Origin of the sequence: Klebsiella sp. Shm-1 (genome assembly GCF_040804525.1) — a bacterium.
GTDB lineage: Bacteria > Pseudomonadota > Gammaproteobacteria > Enterobacterales > Enterobacteriaceae > Klebsiella > Klebsiella pneumoniae.
On record NZ_CP161823.1, the window covers coordinates 2,386,443 to 2,406,035 of the forward strand.

General features: G+C 57.4%; 24 protein-coding genes. 14 read left to right on the plus strand and 10 right to left on the minus strand.

Annotated elements, in window-relative coordinates; all coding sequences use genetic code 11:
* Window positions 1-40: 40 nt before the first annotated feature.
* Window positions 41-1,738 (minus strand): NAD-dependent malic enzyme, encoded by a 1,698-nt coding sequence (locus tag AB1E37_RS11665; protein ID WP_002906125.1) that lies wholly within the window; start codon window positions 1,736-1,738, stop codon window positions 41-43.
* Window positions 1,739-1,794: 56 nt separating this feature from the next.
* On the opposite strand from AB1E37_RS11665, the gene AB1E37_RS11670 reads away from it, so the two are divergent.
* The gene (locus AB1E37_RS11670) at window positions 1,795-1,923 is read left to right on the plus strand and encodes a hypothetical protein (protein WP_002906122.1); all 129 of its coding nucleotides are present in this window, start codon (window positions 1,795-1,797) and stop codon (window positions 1,921-1,923) included.
* Here the strand turns inward: AB1E37_RS11670 and sra are convergent.
* Together sra and AB1E37_RS11680 are read right to left on the minus strand one after the other, a co-directional pair.
* Complete coding sequence (sra, locus tag AB1E37_RS11675; RefSeq protein ID WP_004143727.1) at window positions 1,920-2,060, minus strand: stationary-phase-induced ribosome-associated protein; 141 nt, start codon at window positions 2,058-2,060, stop codon at window positions 1,920-1,922. The genes AB1E37_RS11670 and sra overlap by 4 nt on opposite strands.
* 177 nt (window positions 2,061-2,237) lie before the next feature.
* Window positions 2,238-3,089: a Vmh family MBL fold metallo-hydrolase gene (locus tag AB1E37_RS11680; RefSeq protein WP_004189881.1), complete on the minus strand. Its 852-nt coding sequence runs from the start codon at window positions 3,087-3,089 to the stop codon at window positions 2,238-2,240.
* Window positions 3,090-3,202: 113 nt separating this feature from the next.
* Here AB1E37_RS11680 and AB1E37_RS11685 point away from each other — a divergent pair, with 113 nt between their 5' ends.
* Complete coding sequence (locus tag AB1E37_RS11685) at window positions 3,203-4,096, plus strand: LysR family transcriptional regulator (protein WP_004184171.1); 894 nt, start codon at window positions 3,203-3,205, stop codon at window positions 4,094-4,096.
* 67 nt (window positions 4,097-4,163) lie between these two features.
* Here the strand turns inward: AB1E37_RS11685 and AB1E37_RS11690 are convergent, their stop codons facing one another.
* Complete coding sequence (locus AB1E37_RS11690) at window positions 4,164-4,409, minus strand: YmjA family protein (protein ID WP_004180069.1); 246 nt, start codon at window positions 4,407-4,409, stop codon at window positions 4,164-4,166.
* 196 nt (window positions 4,410-4,605) lie between these two features.
* Complete coding sequence (locus AB1E37_RS11695) at window positions 4,606-5,520, minus strand: SDR family oxidoreductase (protein WP_004151242.1); 915 nt, start codon at window positions 5,518-5,520, stop codon at window positions 4,606-4,608.
* 656 nt (window positions 5,521-6,176) lie between these two features.
* On the opposite strand from AB1E37_RS11695, the gene AB1E37_RS11700 reads away from it, so the two are divergent.
* From AB1E37_RS11700 to AB1E37_RS11720, 5 genes are all read left to right on the plus strand, one after another.
* On the plus strand, window positions 6,177-6,362 hold the full coding sequence (locus tag AB1E37_RS11700; protein ID WP_004143718.1) for a general stress protein: 186 nt from the start codon (window positions 6,177-6,179) through the stop codon (window positions 6,360-6,362).
* 365 nt (window positions 6,363-6,727) lie between these two features.
* Window positions 6,728-6,943 carry a hypothetical protein gene (locus AB1E37_RS11705; protein ID WP_004143717.1) on the plus strand — a complete coding sequence of 72 codons (216 nt, stop codon included), beginning with the start codon at window positions 6,728-6,730 and terminating at the stop codon, window positions 6,941-6,943.
* Between the two features lie 23 nt (window positions 6,944-6,966).
* On the plus strand, window positions 6,967-7,473 hold the full coding sequence (locus AB1E37_RS11710; protein ID WP_004151243.1) for a ferritin-like domain-containing protein: 507 nt from the start codon (window positions 6,967-6,969) through the stop codon (window positions 7,471-7,473).
* A 16-nt stretch (window positions 7,474-7,489) separates the two neighbouring features.
* A complete protein-coding gene (locus tag AB1E37_RS11715) occupies window positions 7,490-7,672 on the plus strand; it encodes a hypothetical protein (RefSeq protein WP_020324736.1) in 183 nt (60 codons plus the stop codon).
* Window positions 7,673-7,711: 39 nt separating this feature from the next.
* Window positions 7,712-9,337 (plus strand): alpha-amylase family protein, encoded by a 1,626-nt coding sequence (locus tag AB1E37_RS11720; RefSeq protein WP_023285186.1) that lies wholly within the window; start codon window positions 7,712-7,714, stop codon window positions 9,335-9,337.
* Here AB1E37_RS11720 and AB1E37_RS11725 read toward each other — a convergent pair.
* The 3 genes from AB1E37_RS11725 to AB1E37_RS11735 form a co-directional block, all read right to left on the minus strand.
* The gene (locus tag AB1E37_RS11725; protein WP_004176030.1) at window positions 9,334-10,329 is read right to left on the minus strand and encodes an SDR family oxidoreductase; all 996 of its coding nucleotides are present in this window, start codon (window positions 10,327-10,329) and stop codon (window positions 9,334-9,336) included. The genes AB1E37_RS11720 and AB1E37_RS11725 overlap by 4 nt on opposite strands.
* A gap of 318 nt (window positions 10,330-10,647) precedes the next feature.
* Complete coding sequence (locus AB1E37_RS11730; protein ID WP_004148482.1) at window positions 10,648-11,094, minus strand: DUF421 domain-containing protein; 447 nt, start codon at window positions 11,092-11,094, stop codon at window positions 10,648-10,650.
* An 8-nt stretch (window positions 11,095-11,102) separates the two neighbouring features.
* Window positions 11,103-11,606: a hypothetical protein gene (locus AB1E37_RS11735; protein WP_032447601.1), complete on the minus strand. Its 504-nt coding sequence runs from the start codon at window positions 11,604-11,606 to the stop codon at window positions 11,103-11,105.
* 144 nt (window positions 11,607-11,750) lie between these two features.
* Here AB1E37_RS11735 and AB1E37_RS11740 point away from each other — a divergent pair, with 144 nt between their 5' ends.
* The 4 genes from AB1E37_RS11740 to AB1E37_RS11755 all read left to right on the plus strand — a co-directional run bounded on the left by AB1E37_RS11740 (window position 11,751) and on the right by AB1E37_RS11755 (window position 13,836).
* A complete protein-coding gene (locus AB1E37_RS11740; protein WP_002906035.1) occupies window positions 11,751-12,155 on the plus strand; it encodes a YdeI family stress tolerance OB fold protein in 405 nt (134 codons plus the stop codon).
* Between the two features lie 15 nt (window positions 12,156-12,170).
* Window positions 12,171-12,317 carry a hypothetical protein gene (locus AB1E37_RS11745; protein ID WP_002906033.1) on the plus strand — a complete coding sequence of 49 codons (147 nt, stop codon included), beginning with the start codon at window positions 12,171-12,173 and terminating at the stop codon, window positions 12,315-12,317.
* Window positions 12,318-12,430: 113 nt separating this feature from the next.
* Window positions 12,431-12,862: an OsmC family protein gene (locus tag AB1E37_RS11750; RefSeq protein ID WP_002906030.1), complete on the plus strand. Its 432-nt coding sequence runs from the start codon at window positions 12,431-12,433 to the stop codon at window positions 12,860-12,862.
* Between the two features lie 104 nt (window positions 12,863-12,966).
* Entirely contained in the window at window positions 12,967-13,836 is an 870-nt protein-coding gene (locus AB1E37_RS11755; RefSeq protein ID WP_032431839.1) for an oxygenase MpaB family protein, read from the plus strand.
* A gap of 1 nt (window position 13,837) precedes the next feature.
* On the opposite strand, the gene AB1E37_RS11760 is transcribed toward AB1E37_RS11755, so the two are convergent.
* Window positions 13,838-14,524: an ABC transporter substrate-binding protein gene (locus AB1E37_RS11760; RefSeq protein ID WP_004184165.1), complete on the minus strand. Its 687-nt coding sequence runs from the start codon at window positions 14,522-14,524 to the stop codon at window positions 13,838-13,840.
* Window positions 14,514-14,696: a hypothetical protein gene (locus AB1E37_RS11765; RefSeq protein WP_004143707.1), complete on the minus strand. Its 183-nt coding sequence runs from the start codon at window positions 14,694-14,696 to the stop codon at window positions 14,514-14,516. Before AB1E37_RS11765 ends, AB1E37_RS11760 begins: the two co-directional genes overlap by 11 nt.
* 49 nt (window positions 14,697-14,745) lie before the next feature.
* On the opposite strand from AB1E37_RS11765, the gene AB1E37_RS11770 reads away from it, so the two are divergent.
* The 3 genes from AB1E37_RS11770 (at window position 14,746) to AB1E37_RS11780 (ending at window position 19,454) form a co-directional block, all read left to right on the plus strand.
* Complete coding sequence (locus AB1E37_RS11770; RefSeq protein WP_032447599.1) at window positions 14,746-15,687, plus strand: cation diffusion facilitator family transporter; 942 nt, start codon at window positions 14,746-14,748, stop codon at window positions 15,685-15,687.
* 232 nt (window positions 15,688-15,919) lie between these two features.
* A complete protein-coding gene (locus AB1E37_RS11775; protein WP_004148478.1) occupies window positions 15,920-16,837 on the plus strand; it encodes a bestrophin family protein in 918 nt (305 codons plus the stop codon).
* A 316-nt stretch (window positions 16,838-17,153) separates the two neighbouring features.
* Window positions 17,154-19,454 carry an FdhF/YdeP family oxidoreductase gene (locus AB1E37_RS11780; RefSeq protein WP_032447598.1) on the plus strand — a complete coding sequence of 767 codons (2,301 nt, stop codon included), beginning with the start codon at window positions 17,154-17,156 and terminating at the stop codon, window positions 19,452-19,454.
* Window positions 19,455-19,593: the final 139 nt, after the last annotated feature.

Sequence of the window (19,593 nt, forward strand, 5' to 3'; positions counted from 1 at the left end):
TATTAATAACCGGGCCGATATGTCGACCCGGTGACAGTGATTAAATCGAGGTGCGGCGATAATTGCGATATTCCGGTAACCAGAAATTATCGCTGATCGCTTGCAGCAGCGCTTCGGCGGAGGTTTTCACCGCCACGCCTTGCTCCTGGGCCACCTTGCCGACCGCGAAGGCAATTGCCCGTGAGACGGTCTGGATATCCTTCAGCTCCGGCAGCACCGGACCTTCGCCGTTGTTGACCAGCGGCGAGTGCTGCGCCAGGGTTTCGCTGGCAGCCATCAGCATCTCGTCGGTGACCCGCGACGCGCCGGAGGCGATCACCCCCAGTCCAATACCCGGGAAGATATAGGAGTTATTGCACTGGGCGATGGGATACTGCTTGCCTTTCACGGTAACCGGGGAGAATGGGCTGCCGGTGGCGACCAGCGCTTCGCCGTCGGTCCAGCTCAGGATATTCTGCGGCGTCGCTTCCACCCGTGAGGTTGGGTTGGAGAGCGGCATCACGATAGGCCGCGGGCAGTGCTTGTGCATCTCGCGGATAATCTCTTCCGTGAACAGTCCCGGCTGACCCGAGACGCCGATCAGGATGTTCGGCTTCACGTTGCGCACTACGTCCAGCAGGGACAGCGCCTCGCTGGTGGTATCCCAGCTCTGCAGCTGCTCACGCTTTTGCACCAGCTTGTTCTGGAACGGTAGCAGATTAGGCATGCCGTCGGTTAACAGGCCGAAGCGGTCAACCATAAACACGCGCTGGCGGGCCTCTTCTTCACTGAGTCCTTCGCGGACGATCTGGGCGATAATCTGTTCAGCGATACCGCAGCCGGCCGAACCCGCGCCGAGAAAGACAATTTTTTGCTCGCTCAGCTGGCTACCGGCGCCGCGGCTGGCGGCGATCAGCGTCCCGACGGTCACAGCCGCGGTGCCCTGAATATCGTCGTTAAACGAGCAGATTTCATTGCGGTAGCGGTTGAGCAGCGGCATGGCGTTCTTTTGCGCAAAATCTTCAAACTGCAGCAGCACGTCCGGCCAGCGGGCCTTAATCGCCTGGATCACGTCGTCAACGAACTGATAGTACTCGTCGTCGGTAATGCGTGGATGGCGCCAGCCCATATACAGCGGATCGTCGAGCAGCTGCTGGTTGTTTGTTCCGACGTCCAGCACGATAGGCAGGGTGTAAGCCGGGCTGATGCCGCCGCAGGTGGTGTACAGCGACAGTTTACCGATCGGGATCCCCATTCCGCCGATCCCCTGGTCGCCGAGGCCGAGAATGCGCTCGCCATCGGTGACCACAATCACTTTCACGTTGTGGTTCGGGACGTTCTGCAGGATGTCGTCAAGGTTATGGCGATTCTGGTAGGAGATAAAGACGCCGCGGGCGCGACGATAGATCTCGGAGAACCGTTCGCAGGCCGCGCCTACCGTCGGGGTATAGATAACCGGCATCATCTCTTCAAGGTGGTTGCCGATCAGGCGATAAAACAGGGTTTCGTTGGTGTCCTGGATGTTACGCAGATAAATATGTTTGTCGATTTCAGTTTTGAATCCCTGATACTGGATCCAGGCGCGTTCCGCTTGCTCTTCGATAGTTTCAACCACTTCCGGCAGCAGGCCGAGCAGGTTGAAATTGCTGCGCTCTTCCATACTGAAGGCGCTTCCCTTGTTGAGCAGGGGGAATTCAAGCAGAACGGGACCCGCGTAGGGGATGTACAGGGAACGGTTTTTCTTATGGGTAAATTGCATCGCACTAACTCCTTGATCATGACCACAGTCCCGGCGCGGCGATAAGCGAAGGGCGGGTGGAAAGCAGCGGGCAGAGTATAGAGCAGAAGGTCTTCAAGCGGGTAAACAAGCAGTCAATTGCCATAAAAAAACACCATCCTGGCAACAGGACGGTGTTGTTTATCATCACTCAGGCTGAAAATTAACCACCGCGGCGTTTGCGGCCGGTAGCATGGATGTGGTTGATGGTGGTTTCTTCATCGCCTTCCAGCACCACTTTTTTCTGCCGGGAAAGCTTATAGTTCAGACCGAGAAGATGACGTGCCTGATGGTTCGATTTCATTCTGACTCCTTTATCCTGTTCTGGTTTCAAGGGCAAACCCGGTAATGACCGGATGAAATGTAACCCAAAGTCGGCCGCGCGTTTTTTGTGCGGCCACAGGTAGGGTGGTCCATTTTCTCGGTAATAGCAACCCTGGGGAGCCAGATTAAGAACAGTCCTTCTTGCGCGCCGCAGGGGTCACCACTTCATCTCACCGGTATTAACTTTGGCGCTTAACTCCAGCGAGCTGGTCTCCGCCAGGCCCGGCCACTGTGCCTCCATCGCCTTGATCACCCCGGCCGAATCCGAATGCGTCTTCAGCGCCTGCTCGAACTGCTGGAGATAAGTTTTTGTAAAGCGCACTGCGCTGTCTCCCTCCGGCGGGGTGCCTAGATAATGGCCCGGGATCACCCGCTGCGGGTGCAGGGCGATCATCTGGTCCAGCGTATTACGCCATTGCTGACGACTGGCCGGCGTCTGGGTGTCGGCGGTCCAGAGATGCATACCCCACGCCACGCCGGTGCCGCCGAGGATCGTTTTGTTCGCCCGGATCCAGACGAACGCCGCGTAGTCATGCGGCTGCATGATGGTCACTTTCTCGCCATCGATGGTAAAGCTGTTGGCCTCCAGCGCCTGCGGGACATACACCTGCGTCGGCGCGCCGTCTTTCATTTGCGGGCCCCAGTACGCCAGTTTGGCCGCTTTGGTGGCTGCAATATGTTTGACGACCTCCGGCGTGGCGACCACCTCCGCCTGCGGGAAGGCTTTTACCAGCGGCTCAAGACCAAAATAGAAATCCGGATCGCCAGAGGTGATCACAATCCGCGATAGCGGTTTGCCGTTTTTCTTGATCATCTCCACCAGCTTTTCCCCATCTTTGACGCTGAACTGCGCGTCGAAAAGTACCGCTTCATGCGGACCGGAAACGAGGGTCGAGTTGACGGCAAAAAGTCCTTTTTCCTGCGGGTTGTAAGTTTGCAGCGTCAGAGGCGCCGCGAAGACCGCGCCGCTGAACAGGGCGGTAGCAACAGCAAGGGCAGATAATTTCATGATTTATTCTCAGTAACAGGTGAATGCGTTCCATTGTACGGATTTCGCTATTTGATAGAATTCCTGAAACAAGAGATGCTGAGTTTCATAAAACGTGCAGATCAGGGGGAGTGATGGACAGGGTGATTGCTGCGCAGGTGTATCTGCGCATCTGCGAGCTGGGAAGTCTTAGCGCCGCGGCGCGGGCGCTGGGGATGTCGCGCCCGATGGTGAGCCGCTATCTGGAACAAATGGAGAGCTGGGCCGGCGCCCGGCTGATCCATCGCTCAACCCGGCGGCTGACGCTGACCCCGGCCGGGGAGAAGGTATTGCTCAAGACCCGCGGTTTGACGCGGATCGCCGATGAAATCGCCGGCGAGCGTCAGCGGGCCGATCCCAGCGGCACACTGCGCGTCGCCTGCGCGCACTTTACCGCCATGCAGCTGATCTCTCCGCTGCTGCCGGACTTTCTCGCCCGCTATCCACTGCTGCGCCTGGAGCTGGATATCAATAACCATCCGGTCAGCCTGATCGGCGAGCGTATCGACGTGGCCATTCGCATTACCGACAACCCGGAGGCGGGGGCCATCGCTCGTCGCCTCGGAGTGTGCCGTTCGCTGCTCTGCGCCGCGCCGGGCTGGATGCGCCAGCATGGCCCATTGACGACGCCCGACGATCTGCAACGACATAACTGCCTGCTATACAGCCATTTCGCCAGCCAGCACTGGCAGTTCAGCGATGCGCAGGGGCGGGAAGCGTCGGTGGCGGTGAACGGTAATCTGAGCGCAGGGATATCTTCATTGCTGCTGGAGGCGGCGGTTGCCGGGTGCGGCATTGCGATGCTTCCCGAACTGGAGGCCCGGGGCGCGATTGCCAGCGGCACGCTGGAGGTGGTGCTTCCGGAGTGGACGCCGAAGGCGTTGAGCGTTTACGGCATCTATCTTTCCCGCGACTACCAACCTGACGGATTACCGCTATTTCTTGATGCGCTGCAGAGGCGTCTGGGAGAGGAGACTGGCCACGGCTGAGTCTTGGCGCTTCGCGCCCCGACAGCACCGGCGGAAGGCAATTCCGCCGGTAGGCTGACGTTGAGCTTTATTCGTTGCCCCACTGATTAAGGAAATTAGCGATATCGTCAATGCGGTTTTCGTTAATGGCCGCCTCGCGGGCCATTTCTCGCTGCGCCTCTTCGTCAATCTCTTCGTTATTAGTTAACCGCGCAATCAGCAGTTGGAAATAGCGCGCCAGCGCATCGCGTTCTTCATCCTTTACCGGCGCAGCCGCTTCGGTCTCGTATTCGTCCACGATGTCATAAAATTTCAGGGGGATGTCATTACTCATCTGTCGTCCTCAGGGGTGGCGTCGGGGCCAGGGTTAGCGCACAGCGGCGGGCGGACATCATAGCATGCGGCCAGAGTAGCGGAGTGGAGGAAAGAAAAAATTGCCGCAACCGGGAGGCGAGGGGCCAGTATATAGCCGCAAGGGTTGGCCGGGAAAATACCGGCGCGCGCTGGCGCGCGTCGGTATGCCGGGAGGCTTAGACCACACCATCCCCGCCGTCAGAACACCACACCTGTCCGGAGGTATATGAGCAGGCATCGGATGCCAGGGTGACATACAGCGGGGCGATCTCTACCGGTTGTCCCGGGCGCCCCATCGGCGTGTCTTTGCCAAACTGTTTCACCTTCTCGTCCGGCTGGCCGCCGCTGGATTGCAGCACCGTCCAGTAAGGGCCAGGCGCTACGGCGTTCACGCGAATGCCTCGTTTCGCCACCTGTTTAGCCAGCGATTTAGTGAAGATCGCGAGACAGGCTTTGGTCTGCGCATAATCGAGCAGGATCGGGCTGGGTTTATACGCCTGCACCGAGGTGGTATTGATAATCGCGCTTCCGGCCTGGAGGTGAGGCAGTGCGGCGCGGGTGATCCAGAACGGCGCGTAGACGTTGGTTTTAAAGGTAGCGTCGAAATCTTCGGTAGTGAGTTCCTCAAGGGTTTCACAGTATTGCTGACGCCCGGCGTTATTAACCAGGATGCTCAGACCTCCCAGCTGTTCCACCGCGTCGGCCACCAGCGACTGGCAGAAGGATTCGGAGCGAATATCACCCGGGAGGGCCACCGCGGTGCGCCCTTCGGCTTTGATCAGGGCGATAACTTCATCCGCATCCTTTTGCTCTTCGGGCAGATAGTTTATCGCGACGTCGGCGCCTTCGCGGGCAAAGGCGATCGCCACCGCACGGCCAATACCGGAGTCGCCGCCGGTAATTAACGCTTTCTTACCGGCCAGTCGCCCGGAGCCGGTGTAGCTGGTTTCACCGTGGTCCGGGGATGGCTCCATTTCCGCATCCAGACCCGGCGGGGTTTGTTCTTGCTCCGGGAACTCCGGACGTGGAGCCGTCTCTTCTGGCAACATGGAGGTGGGTAACTTCTTCATTGGCGGTTTTTCATCTTGCATAGTCATCTCCTTCAGACAGAACGGGCCAGCTCTAAGAATAGGTCAGCTTCTCCTGGCGACAGACCCTGGATGACTCGCAACATCGCAGTCAATGGCCAATCGTAGGCGTAACGGTATGCCTTAACCGACTGATCCTTGGCGTATTTCGGGGGATAGCGTTGCGTTATTATTGCTGACGTTAAATTAGGATTATTCCATCCTTAATCAAGGGCCAAGGGCTATTTTCGTAACGCGCATGATCTTTTTCTCAAGTTACGATGAAGGTGCTGCATGAATAAACGATGAAGATGTTCATTAGCAAACCATGGTCTATAAGGTGATACCTCTTTAGGGGTAATATTTCTGGATATTGTGTTCCGCGAGATAAAGAAATATTTATTCATTAAATTGTTTGCATTTTTTTACAAACGGCCGTTGGACGTTTCTGTTTTACCCGCCGGTGAACATAACCTACGTCAAATAAAGGAGTTGTGTGAGGTGTATTTTATCTTACCGCTTCGTTAGTAAAGCTTTATTTTGTCAGTGCGCGGATGGGTATCTGAAATTAATTTGACTCCTGCAGGCATTCCTCTAGTGTTAGATATCGAGGGCGATGATTTGTAACAGGGTCATTTTCCATTTACCAACCGATATTGATCAAACCAAAGGTGAAAATTATGGCAGAGCATAGAGGCGGTTCAGGTAATTTTGCAGAAGATCGTGAGAAAGCATCCGAAGCCGGGCGTAAAGGCGGACAGCACAGCGGCGGGAACTTTAAAAATGATCCTGAACGTGCATCCGAAGCCGGTAAGAAGGGTGGTAAGAACAGTCATGGCGGCGGCCGTAAATCCGGTGACAGCTAGCGACTGATGAGCTGTGACGCCGACAAATCGGCGTTGAGACAAAACCTGTGGGCCAGATGGTCCGCAGGTTTCTGCATATTCAGGGTTTATTTATCTATAACGACATTCATTATCCGCGATGTGGGGAAACTAAAAGGTGAGGAGGAAATCGCCGCATCACTAGCAATTAAAGACGGCCGCAGCGGCAATAAATTAGCCGGACGGTAAAGACAGAAAATAACGGAACGGGACAATACGCAACGCTGTTTTCTTTTTTATGCTTAGGCAAAAGAAAGACATTTTCAGCGTAAGGTTTAGCGCCTGACGCAGCGGTCAGAGCGTCGATAAAATGGTCGCTCAATATTGTTCGGTCCTAAGGTAATAAAATGAAGTTGACGCCAGTGTTTATTAAGCGCTGTCATCTTGTCGCCGCCGTTATGTGGGTGGGTCTGGCGATACCCTCGTTAATCTGGTGGAAAGACAGCGTACTGTGGGTCATTCTCATCAGTATTTATGCCAATATTGTTGGCCATTTATCCGGATATAGCGCAGCGCGAGCTGACCAGGCGGCGGAAGAGAGTGAAGATTCCACGTCAAAATAAAAGGTTAATGATCAGAGGTGTATATGACGGATATTGAAAATTATCACAACTGGCTTCGCGATGCGCATGCCATGGAAAAACAGGCTGAGTCGCTGCTGGTGGCCACCATCAGACGCCTCGATAATGAACCGCAGTTACGCACCCGCCTTGAACAACATCTCTATGAAACCCGACGGCAATTGTCCGCCCTGCAGGATATCATCGCCCGCAACCATATTTCCCGCTCCGCGCTGAAGGATGCGATGAGCCGGGTGGCGGCGTTAGGACAGACCATTGGCATCATGCTGCCCGGTGATGAGGTTATTAAAGTGATTATCACTGCCTACGTTTTTGCCCATTTTGAGGTCGCCTGCTATACCGCTTTATTAACGGCGGCGAAAAGAGTAGGCGACCACAGCGCGATGCACACACTGGAGGGTATCCTGGCTGAAGAGAGAGGAATGGCTGATTGGCTGCTCCATTATCTGCCAGCGCTGACCGGGCAATATCTTATGGATACCGATATGCCTGGCGTTGAGGCCGGGCATTAAGCCGCCGGAGAACGCTATGGTCAAACGGCAAACCATCGCGCTCCTCGCCGCCGAGGAAGAGGTTCCGCTGGTATTAACCGCCAGGCAGCAGGCGCTGGTGGACGCGGTAGCGAACAGGATGCTACCAGCGGAACGCAATCCCGTATCGCCTGTCGGCAAACCGCGCGCGAAGGCCAGGGCGGGGTCCGGATCGCGCTGAGGCGGCTGACAGGGACGGGCAGAACGCGAGGTGAGAGTGATGCAACGGGAAGAGTGGTTTCACAGAGCGGTCATCTATCAGGTTGACAGTTCGCTCTTTTATGATGCCAATGGCGATGGTTTTGGCGATCTCGCGGGCATTCGCCAAAAGCTACACTACATTCGCAGCCTCGGAGCGACGGTGCTCTGGCTGACTCCGTTCTATCTCACTCCTCTGCAGGATGATGGCTATGATATCAGCGATCATCTGCAGCCCGATCCGCGGTTCGGCACTATCGCTGACGTGATTGAGCTGATTGCCCGCGCCCGCGAGCTGGGACTGCGGGTGATCGTTGAGCTGGTGATCCAGCACACCTCCGCGCAGCACCCGTGGTTCCAGGCGGCGCGACGCGATCCCCGGTCGCCGTGGCGGCCGTATTATCTGTGGGCCGATCGGCCGCCGGAAAACGACGATCCTCCCATGTTTCCCGGCGTTGAGGAGAGCGTCTGGCGCTGGGACGAACAGGCTGGGCAATATTATCGCCACATGTTTTATCACCACGAGCCCGACCTGAATCTCGCCCATCCGCCGGTGATCGCTGAAATCGAAAACATTATCACCTTCTGGCTGCAGGCTGGGGTGTCTGGCTTTCGTCTCGATGCCGCGTCACATCTGGTCAAGCAGGCCGGAAAGGGCGACGAGACGCGCGGCTACCCGCTGCTGACCCATCTCCGGCAGGTTGTACAGCGCCTCAATCCCGATGCGATACTCCTGGGTGAAGTGGACGTCGCGGTAGAAGATTACCGTCATTATTTCGGCCAGGGCGATCGGCTGCAGATGGTGCTTAATTTCTGGCTTAACAAATACCTCTACCTCAGCCTGGCGCAGCAGCGCGCCGCGCCGGTGGTGAAGGCCCTGCAGGCGATGGTGACCCCGCCGGACGGGTGCTGCTTCGTCAACTGGCTGCGCAACCATGATGAACTGGATCTTGAGGGGATTGGCGAGCGCAACAAGCGCCAGGTTATCCGCACCTTTGCCCCTGATAAATCGATGTCCGTTTACCAGCGCGGGGTACGCCGAAGACTGGCGCCGATGCTGGACGGCGATACCCGACGCATAGCGTTAGCCCATGCTATCCTGCTGGCGCTGCCCGGCGTGCCGGTGATGCGCTATGGCGACGAGATTGGCATGGGTGACGATCTCTCCTTACCGGAGCGCTACGCGGTCAGAACGCCGATGCAGTGGTCAGCCGCGGCCAACGCCGGCTTTTCCCGGGCGGCGCGGGATGATTTGCCGGTAAAACCGGTGGCCAGCGGGCGGTTCCGCTACCAACGGATCAATGTCGAAACGGCGCTGCGCCATCCCAGGTCGCTGCTGCATCGGGTACGCAATATGGTATTGGCGCGCACGGAATATACTGAACCGGGATCCCTCCCTTTTACTCTCCTTACCCTAAAGCCCGACGCGGTGCTGGGCTTGCTCTATCGCAGCGAATCGCGGGAGGTACTGATGCTGGCCAACTGCAGCCAGCAGGCGGTAGAGGTCCTGCTCCCGACGCTGGCCGAGGGCTACTGGAGCCCAATTCTGGAAGATAAGCTCTATCAGGATGGGCTGCACGGCGGGAAAGATGCGCGGCTGGCACTCTCCGGGTATGGTTACCGTTGGTTCAGCCGCAGCCTGAGTTAGCGCCGTTTTCCGGAACGACGGAACAACGCCCGCAGCGCCATCGTCGCCACCGCTACCCCGACGCCGGCGGCGACTTTACCCGGGAGATCGGCGCTGATGGTGACTGCTTTACGCCGTGCGCCATCGTTAAAGGGGCCGTGGCCCGGATGATTGCCGCGCACCGGCGTGAACAGGTCGTCCTGTTGGTCTGACGACTTTGGCTGACCGGTAAACTGTCCCTCCCACGCTTTTTTCACCATCAGCCGATCGAGCAGGCGAGGGAAGAAGACCTGGCCGAGGATCGACTGGATGGTGCTTTTTCCGACCCACAGCTCGTTGACCGGGCGCTGGATGACGCTGTAAATAGCCTCGGCGGCGACTTCCGGCTGATAGACCGGGGGCACCGGCTGCATGGCCTGATCCATTTTGTTTCGCGCCCAGCCAAACTGGGCGGTGTTCATCCCCGGCAGTTGCACCATGGTTAACTGGATGTGGCTTTTCTCATGCATCAGTTCGGTACGCACGGCATCGGTAAAGCCGCGGATCGCCGCTTTCGCTCCGCAGTAAGCCGACTGCATTGGGATTGAACGCCAGGCCAGCGCCGAGCCGGCCTGAATAATCACCCCCCGATCCCGGGGGATCATGACCTCCAGCGCCGCGCGGGTGCCGTTCACGTACCCGAGATAGGTCACCTCCGTCACCCGGCGAAACTCCTCCTCGCTCATCTGACGAAAGGGCGCCAGCACGGTGGTCATGGCGTTGTTGATCCAGACGTCGATTGCCCCGAGGGTGGTTTCCACCTCGGCGGCGGCGCGCTGCAGCGCCCCGGCATCGACGACATCGGCGCTAATAGCCAGCGTTTTAATGCCAAACCGTTCACAGGCCTGTCGCGTCTCCTGCAAACCCGTTTCGTCTCGGGCGATCAGCGCCACGTGATATCCAGCGCGGGCGAAACGCAGCGCGGTAGCTTTGCCCGCTCCCGCGGTTCCACCGGTAATAACCATCACAGACATAGTGACCTCATTATGTTTTGGCTTTCACAATATTGACTGTACGGATCGGTTAATTATTTCTCACCAATGGCAATGACGAGGTGGGAAATATCCTGGAATAAGCGCAATGTGAATCAGGCGGCATCTCCTGGTTAGTTTCGGCAGATCCTACATACTTCGGCGAAGGCGTTCTATAATTTGTAGGATCCCTGACAACCAGCGAGGAGGAAAAATGTTAATATTGAACGTTGTTAACGGTGAAAAAGAAGAGGATGACGCCACTCGCGCTCCGGAATCAGGTGATAAACAACCGGAGCGTGATAAATAGCGAAGCCGATACTATTCCTGCTCAGGAATAATGGATATCTGGCCGTTACGCTCGAGAATAGCGAATTTGATCGCTTTCAATTCATAGATGCCATGGTGCTGCCTGGCCGCCAGCAGGATATCATCGACAGAGATATTGACGAGCTTAATCTTCTCGTCGATGACAGCACCATTTTCCACCACGATAACCGGCGTACCATCGAGAAAATTTTCTGCCTGAGCAAATTTTTTCTTAATATAGCCGAACAAAATATCAATACTAACCAGGGTAACGATAGTCAGCATCGACCCGGTAACCGAATAGTCTGTGCTGAGCATCGCCTGCTGGGTGGCTTCGCTGATAATCAGCAACAGTATCAGGTCAAAGTTGGTTAATTGCATCAGAGTTCTTCTGCCGGCAATCTTAAAAATAATCAACAGGATCAGATAGATTGCTGCGGCTCTAAGGACCATTTCCATAGCGACTCCTACGGATAGACAAACTGCTGCCAGGTTACAGAATAGCGATCGTTAACTACCGCCTGCAGAGAGATATTACCGGCCGTTTTTGGGGTAACGGCTAACCACACAGATATCGGTGAAGAGGGGTTCGACCGCTGATAGACGAGATGTAATTTCCCGTCGGCGCTATACATTTTATCCGGCTGCGGACGGATATCACCGATCTGGTAGCGGGTTAATAACGGGGCGGCGAAGCTGATAATGGTGTCGCTGGCCGTATCCGGTTTAATCTGAATATTAAACTCGGTTTCACTCATCAGCCTGGCATAGCGCTGATAATCGACGCTTAATTCGCCTCCACTGGTTTCCCTGTGTGCTTCACTGAAATAACCGGAGGACCACAGGCCGCTTAACGCGGTAAGAATGATGAGACTCAAAACAATTATCCCATAGCGGCGGAAACGATATTCAAAGCGTAAGGAGCGTTCATTCTCATCGACGATAGGACAAGGCTGTTGATTCTTAATCATTAATATTTTCCCCGCGTTTCGTTTCGCCAGGAGCGTAACGATAAGGACATTCTTATATTAGACGATATCAGAACAATTGACTTTGTAAAAATGGCCAGCATCAGCCAGGCTTTATTCTCATCGTCAGCAAAAAACGGAGGCATGATGAAAAAACTAGCATTGGCCATGGCATGTCTGTTTGCCGTAGGTGTCGCGCAGGCGGACGATAAGGGAGGGTTTAGCCAGGATGCCGCGCCGCCGCCGCCGCACAAACTCGATGACGGCTATCGCGGCGTCGAGGATGGCCGGATCATGACCGTTGAGCAGGCGAAAACCATGCACGATGGCGCGACCGTTTCGCTGCGCGGCAATCTGCTCAAGCGGCAGGGAGATGACCGTTATCAGTTTCGTGATAAAAGCGGCACCATCACCGTTATTATCCCGGTCGCCGCGTTTAACGAACAACACGTAGAGCCAGACGATCTGGTCAATATCAACGGCAGTCTGGATCGCAAAATGACGCCGCCGGTCGTGCGAATCGATCGTCTGCTCAAGCAGTCGCCTAAGTAAGCGGAGCACGTCGATATGAGCACCTTTTCTCACTCGCAAGACGAAGAGCGCGGTAAGCAACCTGCCCGTGAGGCGCCCGGGGAGCAGGGCGAAGTTCCGCGTAAACGGGACGACAGCAAGGATGACAAATCCGATCCCTGGCATCCGCAGGATGGCCGATAGCGTCACCAACGACACGAAAACCAGGGGAACGTGGGAGCCAGAGGCTGCAAAAAGACGCAGCTTCGGCATCACGCACTATACTTTTTGTTCGACATCACTACAGGAGGAATCAAATGGCGATTCATAAGAAAGGGCTAGCGCACTGGGAAGGCGACCTGAAGCATGGCAAAGGCACCGTGTCGACAGAAAGCGGGGCGCTGAGCCAGCAGCCCTACGGATTTAACACCCGTTTTGAGGGGGTGAAGGGCACCAACCCTGAGGAGCTGATCGGCGCTGCACATGCCGCCTGCTTTTCGATGGCCCTGTCGCTGATGCTCAGCGAAGAGGGATATACCGCAACGTCCATCGACACTACCGCAGTGGTCACCCTCAATAAAACCGACGGCGGCTTTGCAATTACCGATATCGCGCTGCAAAGCCAGATCGTCCTGCCGGACGTGTCTCCGGCGGCGTTCGATGAGATCATCCAGAAAGCGAAAGCAGGCTGCCCGGTATCGCAGGTGCTGAAGGCCAACATTACCCTCGATTACCAGCTGAATCCGTAAGCCGTCGTGCCCGCGTGCTGCGGGCACTCTTTCCGCAATATCTCTCCCAATGCTGTCCAACAGTGGTATCTTTTGTCCTTTAGTTGCACGTAAGGGATACCATCATGATCGGCATTCGCCGGATGATCGAGGCGCAGGTACTCGGCCTGACCGGCATGGCGCTAAAAGAGATCGACTTTGAACGACCCAAAGGAGAGCCGGGGCTGTTTGGTCCCCAGTCGGCCATCTGGCAGGTGCACGGCGATTTTACCTCGATGCTCTGCGGCGGCATTAGCGCGCTGTTGCTGCAGATGCTGCATCCTCTGGCGCTGGCCGGCGTCTGGGATCACTCTCGTTTTCGCGAGGATATTTTGGGCCGCCTGCGCCGCACCAGCCAGTTTATTTCTGCCACCACTTTTGCCACTACCCCCGACGCCGAACGGCTAATCGCCAAAGTACAGGGGATCCATCAGCGGATCGCCGGGGTGGATAAGAACGGAACCCCGTATCAGGCGAGCGACCCGGCGCTGTTAACCTGGGTGCACGTCGCCGAGTGCAGTTGCTTTATGGCCTCCCACCTGCGCTACAAGCGGACGGTGGTCAGTCCCGAGCGCCAGGAGGACTATTTTCGTGAGTCGGCGGAAATCGCCCGGCGGCTGGGGGCTCGGGATATCCCTCAGACACCGCAGGAGGTGGCGGACTATCTCGAGGCGATGCGCCCGCGACTGCGCTGCGACGAACGTACCCGGGAGGTAGCCGAGGTGCTGCTCTCCACCCGTCTGCCGGGGCGGATGAGCCAGCCGGTCGGCCGGGTGATGATGAACGCAGGAATTGACCTCCTGCCGGAATGGGCGCAGGAGATGCTGGGATTGTCGCTCACGCCGCTGCAGCGGCGCACGACGCGCCTGATGGTGCATGGCGTGGCCCGCGTACTGCGCGCCTCGGTACGCAACGGCGCCTGGCATTGCGCCATGCGCCGGATGACGGAGGCGTGATTCAGTTCGCTTGGCCCAGGTGACCGGCAATCAGCGCCTGCAGACTGCCATCCGCCCGCCACTCGCTAAGCGCGTCGTTTACCGCGTGAAAACGGTCCACGTCCGCCCGGGCGACGCAGATGGCCTGCTGGATCTCGGTAAAATTATCCGCCAGTACCCGCACCCCGGCGTGCTGACGGGCTGTCGCCTCCAGCGGCTGGCGGATGCCGGCGACCATATCCCCTTCACCGGCGAGGAAGGCGTCGATTGCCTCCTGCGAAGAGGGAAGGCGATGCAGGCTGGCGTGCTGCAGATGGCGGGTTAGCCATAGATCGTATGCGGCGTTTTGTCCGACGTTAATGGTGGTTGCCGGGCGATCCATGTCGGCCACGCTCTGGCAGGGCGAATCAACGCTGACCAGCGCGGTGCCCTGGATGGTGATATAGGGCGAGGTAAAGCGCAGGGTGGCTTCCCGCGCCGGATCGATGGCCAGAAAGGCAATATCCCAGTGCTCGCCACCGGCGTCAGCCACCACTTTACCCGCGGCAGGATAGGGAACGAATTCGGCGCTGACGCCCCAGCGCGTCGCCAGCCGATGGCTGAGCTCGACGGTGATGCCCGCTGGCTTTCCTGTCTCCCCGAGATGGGCCAGGACCGCATTGCCCAGATTAATGGCGAAACGCAGCCGGGATGGTTTGTTATGTGACATCGCTGACTCCTGTGGTGGCTAAGCTAAAGTGGCCCGACCTGTGGCCACCCTTCAAAAGATAGTTCATAGGCGCAAGGTTGCAGCGTTCCAACGGCACATACAGTAAATAGTCATTACCGACCGCCGCGATATCGTTAAACGGCAAGGCAATGGCTTTTATATTGTTAAGCATAAACTCAGTTTGTCAGTTTATTCTTCCCGCTCACAAAGGGAGAGAAATAATGACACAACATAATTTTGAAAATGATAATAAATATCATGAGCGTTCTGTGCAGGCGCGAAAGAGTACCCTTGTAAGCGTGGTGGTTAATATTTTCCTTTCTGCCTTACAGGTAGTCGTGGGAATATTTTCCGGCTCTCAGGGATTAATTGCCGACGGAATGCACTCTTTTTCCGATCTGGTCGCCGATGGCGTGGTATTGATGGCGAATAAAAAGAGCCGTCGACCGTCTGACCACGATCACCACTATGGCCACTGGCGCTATGAGAACGGCGCCTCCCTAATCATCGGCGCGATGCTGCTGCTCGTCGGGGGTGGCATGCTATGGTCCGCGGCGGGCCATCTCGCGCAACCGCAAACTATTCCGCCGGTGCACAGCGCGGCGCTGTGGATGGCGCTGGTGGCGCTGGCCGTCAAGGAGGGGCTGTTTCGCTATATGCTGGCGGCCGCCAGGCGGCTGAATTCGTCGCTGCTTATCGCCAATGCCTGGCATGCCCGCTCTGACGCCGCATCCTCCCTGGTGGTGGCCCTGGGGATTATCGGTAATCTGGCCGGGTTCGCCTGGTTCGACCCGCTCGCCGCGCTGGCGGTGGGGCTGCTGATTGCGCGCATGGGCTATCGTTTCGCCGTCAGCGCGCTGCATGATTTAATGGACCGTGCGGTTGATGAAGAGATGCAGCAGGCGATCGCCGATACGCTGCGAACCACGCCGGGCGTGGCGGGCCTCCACGATCTGAAAACCCGTAAGGCGGGGGATCTGGTGCTGGTGGATGTCCATCTCGAGGTGGCTGGCGAGATGTCGGTAGCCGAAGGGCATCAGATTGCCCGTCACGCGCGGGAGCGGGTGCTGGCGCAGCATCCGGTGCTTAATGTGATGGTGCATCTCGATCCCTGCGATGAGCATGGGGTTGAAGAAAGCGGTCTGATACACCCGGTAGCATAAGCGGAAAAATGAATTGGCTCAGCGGTTATTTTTTCTTCTGAGCCATTATTGCTGGCGCATTGATTGCCTGAAATATAAAAAAGGCCCATACTAAAAACGCCATTACCATCGCTAAATAATGGCGCAGATCTGCCCATCGCAGTTAACGATAAAATAAACCAATCGGCTCATAGATAATCTCTATTCTGTATTCAGAGATAATGACCAGAGCGGTAATTCAGGAAGTCAGACAATGATCATTCGGCCAGAACAACACTGGTTTCTTCGCCTATTTGACTGGCACGGCTCCGTGCTGTCGAAAATCATCTTTCGCCTGCTGCTAAATGTGCTGATGTCGATCATCGCCATTATCAGCTATCAATGGTACGAACAGTTGGGGATCCACTTAACCGTGGCGCCGTTCAGCCTGCTGGGGATTGCGATTGCGATTTTCCTCGGCTTTCGCAACAGCGCCAGCTACAGCCGCTTCGTCGAGGCGCGCAATCTGTGGGGGACGGTGCTTATCGCCGAACGCACGCTGGTGCGTCAGCTGCGCAATATCCTGCCGGCGGAACACGATGCCCATCGCCGCATCGTCAGCTATCTGGTGGCCTTTAGCTGGAGCCTGAAGCACCAGCTGCGCAAAACCGATCCGACGGCTGACCTGCGGCGGTTGCTACCGGAGGAGAGGGTGACGGAGATCCTCGCCAGCTCAATGCCCACCAACCGGATCCTGCTGCTGGCCGGCAACGAAATTGGCCAGCTGCGGGAGGCGGGCAAGCTCAGCGACATCACTTACGGGCTGATGGACAACAAACTCGACGAGCTGGCGCACGTGCTGGGCGGTTGTGAAAGGCTGGCCACCACCCCGGTGCCTTTCGCCTATACCCTGATCCTGCAGCGTACCGTCTACCTGTTCTGTACGCTGCTGCCGTTCGCCCTGGTCGGCGATCTGCACTACATGACGCCGTTTGTCTCGGTCTTTATCTCTTACACCTTTTTATCGTGGGATTCGCTGGCGGAAGAGCTGGAAGATCCGTTCGGCACCGCAGCCAATGACCTGCCGCTGAACGCGATGTGCAATACCATCGAGCGCAATCTGCTCGACATGACCGGTCAGCATCCGCTGCCGGAGACGCTGCGTCCGGACCGTTACTTCAATCTGACCTGAGCCTGGCCCACCGGGCGGTTTCCGCTGCCCGGTCATCACTTTCCGTAGTAATTTATCCGTCACAGCACCGCGGTGAAAACCGCAAAATTTGCAAATAAGTTAAATTTAACACCTGATAGATAACATCAATTATACAGAATTGTGGTGTATGTTATTATTCAGTTAACAAACGCAGTACCTACGCTTTCCCATCGTACTATCCTTGAGAAACAGCATTCTTTTCAGGTGACGCCATGCGATTCACGCTTCGTCGCCGGGGTTGTCGTACGCCTTTTTCGGCTAGCGACCGCCAGAACAGAGCAGCAGGAGTAAAGAGATGACCAATAAAAGACGCGCGGTTCCCGGTGTTCACCCCTATGACGGTCCGGCAGGCGGGTGGGGCGCGTTGAAGGCCACGGCCATCGCCGTGCGCACCCAGATGGATGCCTTTGAGGCGCCCGCCACGCTGCTGCGTACCAACCAGCCGGACGGTTTTGACTGCCCGGGCTGCGCCTGGCCGGATAAAGAACATAAATCGACCTTCCAGTTTTGCGAAAACGGCGCCAAAGCCGTGACCTGGGAGGCGACCACCAAACGGGTGACGCCCGCATTCCTCGCGGCAAATACCGTATCTTCCCTGCTGGCAAAAAGCGATTTTGAACTGGAGGGCTACGGCCGCTTAACCCATCCTTTGGTTTACGACCGGGACAGCGATACCCTGCGTCCGGTGGCGTGGGAGCAAGCCTTCGCCCGTATCGGCGAGATCCTCCGCGGCCTACAGCCGGATGAGGTTGAATTCTACACCTCTGGCCGAGCCTCCAACGAAGCGGCGTGGCTGTTCCAGCTGTTTGCCCGCGAGTATGGCACTAACAACTTCCCCGATTGCTCCAACATGTGTCATGAATCCACCAGCGTGGGCCTGCCACAGTCGATCGGCATTGGTAAAGGCACCGTCTCCCTCGACGATTTTGACCAGACCGAGCTGGTGATCTCCATCGGCCATAATCCGGGCACCAACCACCCGCGGATGATGGGCACCCTGCATGAGCTATCCCGCCGCGGCGTGCCGATTATCGTTTTCAATCCGCTGCGTGAACGGGCGCTGGAGCGTTTTGCCGATCCGCAGAACGTGATGGAGATGGCGACCCGGCGCTCGACGCCGATCGCCTCGACCTACTACCAGGTACGGGCCGGCGGCGACGCGGCGGCGCTGAAAGGGATCGCCAAAGCGCTGCTGCAGCTGGAGGAGGAGCAGGGCAATGTGCTCGACCACGCGTTTATTGCCCAACATACCCAGGGATTCACCGCCTTCGCCGATGACCTCCACGCCACCCGCTGGCAGGACATCGAACAGGAGTCTGGCCTGACGCGCGAATCCCTGACCCAGGTTGCGGCGGCTTACGCCAAATCCAGGGCCACCATCGTCACCTACGGTATGGGCATCACCCAGCATAACAAAGGCACCTCCAACGTGCGTCTGATTGCCGACCTGCTGCTGATGCGCGGCAATATCGGCAAGCCGGGGGCCGGGATCTGTCCTTTGCGCGGTCACTCGAACGTCCAGGGTAACCGCACTGTCGGGATTAGCGAAAAACCCTCCGCGGCTTTCCTCGACAGCCTGCAGCGGGTGATGGGGATTACGCCGCCGCGGCATCATGGCCACGATGCGGTAAAAGCCCTGGAGGCCATGATCGCCGGCGAAGCCAAAGCGCTGATCTGCCTTGGGGGCAACTTCGCCGTGGCGATGCCGGACCACGAACGCGCCTTCCCGGCGATGCGCGGCCTTGAGCTCAGCGTTCACGTCGGCACCAAGCTCAACCGCTCACATCTCCTGACGGCGAAAGAGACCTTTATTCTGCCGTGTCTGGGCCGCACCGAGCTTGACCTGCAGGCCAGCGGCCGGCAGTCGATCACCGTCGAGGATTCGATGTCGATGGTGCATGCTTCGTCGGGCAAGCTTAAGCCCGCCTCGCCGATGCTGCGCTCGGAGCCGGCGATTGTCGCCGGTCTGGCGAAGGCCACCTTGCCCGCCAGCAAAGTGGACTGGCAGTACCTCGTGGAAGACTACGATCGCATTCGCGATCTGATCGAACAGACCATTCCAGGGTTCGAGAATTATAACCAGCGCATTCGCCATCCTGGAGGCTTCCGCATGCCGCTGCCGCCGACCGAGCGCATCTGGCCTACCGCCACCGGTAAAGCCATGTTCTCGGTATTTAAAGGGGTGCATGAGAACGTGGTGGTGGAGGGTGAGGACGTGATGCGCCTGGTGACGCTGCGCAGTCATGACCAGTACAACACCACCATCTACGCGATGGATGACCGCTACCGTGGCGTCTTTGGCCGCCGCGACGTGCTGTTTATGAACGAGCAGGATATGGCCGCCCAGGGGCTGGAGCATGGCGATCGGGTGGATATCCATACCGCGCTGCCAGACAGCGAGCTGACGCTGGAAGATATCACGGTGGTGGCCTACGGCATCGCGCCGGGCACCGTCGGGGCCTATTATCCGGAAGCCAACGTGCTGGTGCCGCTGAACTATCTCGATGAAGAGAGCGGCACCCCTTCGTATAAGTCGGTTCCCGTTCGCCTGACGCTGCGCTCGAAAGAGATCCGTCCGCTGGCCGGCGGGCGCTAAAAAGGTATAGCGCAGAGCGGCGTTGCGCCGTCCTGCGCCCCGCAGCACCTCGTGGTGTCCTCGCTTGAATTTATCGCTAGCGAAACTAACATTCTGGTAACCTGTGCGCGGCCCCGGGGGTGAACGGCGGGGTTCAAAC